Annotated in this window: 3 protein-coding genes; all 3 read right to left on the bottom strand. The window is 63.7% G+C overall.

The window, feature by feature from the left end; all coding sequences use genetic code 11:
• Positions 1-782 (bottom strand): MCE family protein (locus WAN71_RS24545; RefSeq protein WP_422227822.1); only part of this gene is annotated, 782 nt, incomplete at its 3' end.
• A complete protein-coding gene (locus WAN71_RS24540) occupies positions 779-1,807 on the bottom strand; it encodes an MCE family protein (RefSeq protein ID WP_422227821.1) in 1,029 nt (342 codons plus the stop codon). The genes WAN71_RS24540 and WAN71_RS24545, both read right to left, overlap by 4 nt.
• Before the next feature lie 28 nt (positions 1,808-1,835).
• Positions 1,836-2,792 (bottom strand): MCE family protein (locus tag WAN71_RS24535; protein ID WP_422227820.1); only part of this gene is annotated, 957 nt, incomplete at its 5' end.

Here is a 2,792-nt window from a genome sequence, read left to right as displayed (position 1 = left end):
GGCTTCAACGTCTCGCGGTTCTCGGCGATGAAGCCTTTGAGCTGCTGGGCCAGCGCGGAGAGGTTATTGGCGATCTGGTCTAGCGCGGAGCTTTGGCTCCTGAGCTGAACCAAGAGCGAGTTGGTGTTGGCGACGAGGTTGACCACCTCGTCGCTGCGTTCCGCGAGCACCTTCGTCGCTTTGTTGGCGTTGCTCAACAGGTTTCGCAGCTGTGCGTCGCGCTCGTCGAGTGTCTGCGAAAATCGCGCCACCCCTTGTACTGCGGCCTTCAGGTCGGGCGGGGTATTGGAGAAGGTGTCGGCCAGCACGGCGAGCGAGTTGGACAGCTGATTGGTGTTCAACCCGCTAATGGTTGTCGTGAGGTCACCCAGCGCGTCGGGCAGTTGATAGGCCGGCGTGGTCCGGTCGAGAGGTATAGGACCAGTCAGCTTCCCGTCTCCGCGCGGGGTGACCTCGAGAATTTTGGTCCCGAGCAGAGTCTTCAGTTTGATTGCCGCCTCGGTGCGGTCACCGAGGCGGATGTTGTTGGCGACGTCGAACTTGACCAGCACCCGGGGTCCGTCCAGTTCGACGCTGGCGACCTGGCCGACCCGGAAGCCCGACACTTGCACGGCGTTGCCAGACATCAGCCCGCCCGCTTCGGCGAAGTATGCCGAGTAGGTCGTGCCCTTGCTGAAGAACGGCAACTTGTCGTAGTTCACCGACAGCAGCATCAAAGCAAGGATGACGCCGACGCCGATGGCGCCGATGCGAGTCGGGTTGCGTTCGGAGAAGGTTTTCATCGCGGCGTGCACCTCCCCGTGGGCTGGCCCGCCAGTTTGGCGTACACCGGCTGGCCGCCCTTGCCGTTGACCTTCACCACGATTTCGCAGAAATAGAAGCTGAAGAAGTCGCCGTACATGCCCTGCCTGTTGAGGATTTGAGTCGAGTCGGGCCAGGTGTTGAGAAAGTTGTCGAAGTAGTCGTGATCGGCCAGGATGGTTCCGGCCGTGCGATCCGCCTCGTGCACCACTTTCTTCAGTGGCGGGCGAGCTTGCGCCAGCAGGCCGGCGATTGAGCCGGCGGCTGCGTTGGCGTATGCCACGCCGTTGCTGATGTCTTGCTTGCGGGCGTTCAAGCCTTCCACGAGTTCAGAGAGTGAGTCGACCGCCTTGGCGAACTGGCTGCTCTGGCCGCTGAGCGAACCGAGCACCGTATTCAGGTTGATGACGACTTGACCGATTAGTTGATCCCGGTCGGCCAGGGTGTTAGTCAGGGCCGCGGCCTGGCTGAGAAATGAGCCGATCGTCCCGCCCTGTCCCTGGAAGGCGGCGATCAGTTGACCGGTCAGCTTGTTCACCTGATCTGGATCGAGTGCGCGAAACAAGGGCCGGAAACCGCCGATCAACGCGTCCAGGTCCAGCGCGGGCTCGGTCCGGCTCAGCGGGATGGTCTCGCCCGGATGAAGTCTTTTGACTTCCCCAGCTCCCTCCTCGAGCGCCACATACCTGCCGCCTATGAGGTCGGCGAAGCGGATGGCGGCCCTGGTGCCCTCGGTAAGCACTACCGAGTCGGCCGCGGTGAACTCGACGAGCACCGTCGAGTCGGACTGGATGGTGATCTTCTTGACCTTGCCGACCTCAACACCGGCAATACGGACGAAGTTCCCGCCCTCCAGCCCCGACACATTCGCGAACTGGGCCGTGTAGGTCCGCTCCGCCTGGAAACGCAACTGGGCGAAGACGGCGAACAACGCAAACGCGCCGATCAGACAGACGACTGCATAGATGGCCAGGCGCCACAGCGCGCCTACCAAGTTCTCTCGCATCTCTGTCTTCCTCTATGGCTTCCGGCCGTCAGGGTGCTGGGGCATACGGCAGCGGCGGCGGCGGAGCGCATTGCAGGTTGATCACTCCGCACGTCGGTTGCGGCCCGCCGGGCACTGCGGGCACGAACGGTTCGGACCCTGCCGGGGGCGGGCCGGGTTCTCGCGGCCTGCCCGGCGGAGGCGCCGGCGGCAGGCCGGGGTAGAGCGGCGTTCCGTCCGGGGCGTACTGGGGCGCACCGTAGGGTGCCGTTCCCGAGTACCCAGCCGTTCCAGGGACCGGACCGGGAGCCGGACCTCCCGGGTGGCGGAGGCTGGGCGGTCTCGGTGTTCCGCGGGTAACGGGGAAGTAGTCGACGTAGCCCGGGAAGCCGATGCCAGGGTTGGGCCGCACGTCCATCCCGGTGCCCCACCCGGAGTTGGTGACCAGGTAGCGCTGTGGAAAGTTCTTAGCGACGTCGGGCAACGATCCACAGCCGGGCTGGCCACCGGGTCCACCCTTGATGCCGTTGATCGGCAGATTGTCCGGGAATCTGTACGTGTCGTCGCCCAGGAGCAATCCGGCATCCAGGATCACCGAAAAGCCGTTGTGGCCACCGGCAACATCCAAGAAACCGAAATCGACGACGTTCTTCCCGCCGACCAGCAAGCAGGTGAGTTCCGGGTTGTATTTCATCAGAAGGCTCGTGGTGGACTGGAGCAGGTTGATGCCGTGCACCAGGTTGTCTTTATTCGGGCCGAGCAGGTTGACCCCGCTGCGGGAAAGCCCGGTGACGTCGAGCAGCAACGCGTCAAGCTGCTTGGCGTTGTTGGTGATCGTGGAGCTTGTCGTGCTCACAGCGTCCAGTACCGTCACGATGTCGCGTGCGGCCGCGCTGTAGGTGTCGCTGAATCCCTTGAACGCGCGGAAATCGGTCCGGATGGTCTCGCTGCGGGGATTGATCGCCATCAGGACTTGGTTGAGGTCGGTGGTCGCCTCGCCGATGGC

Source organism: Mycobacterium sp. (genome assembly GCF_049280035.1).
Taxonomy (GTDB): Bacteria; Actinomycetota; Actinomycetes; order Mycobacteriales; family Mycobacteriaceae; genus Mycobacterium.
This window is presented reverse-complemented; position numbering and strand designations above follow the sequence as displayed.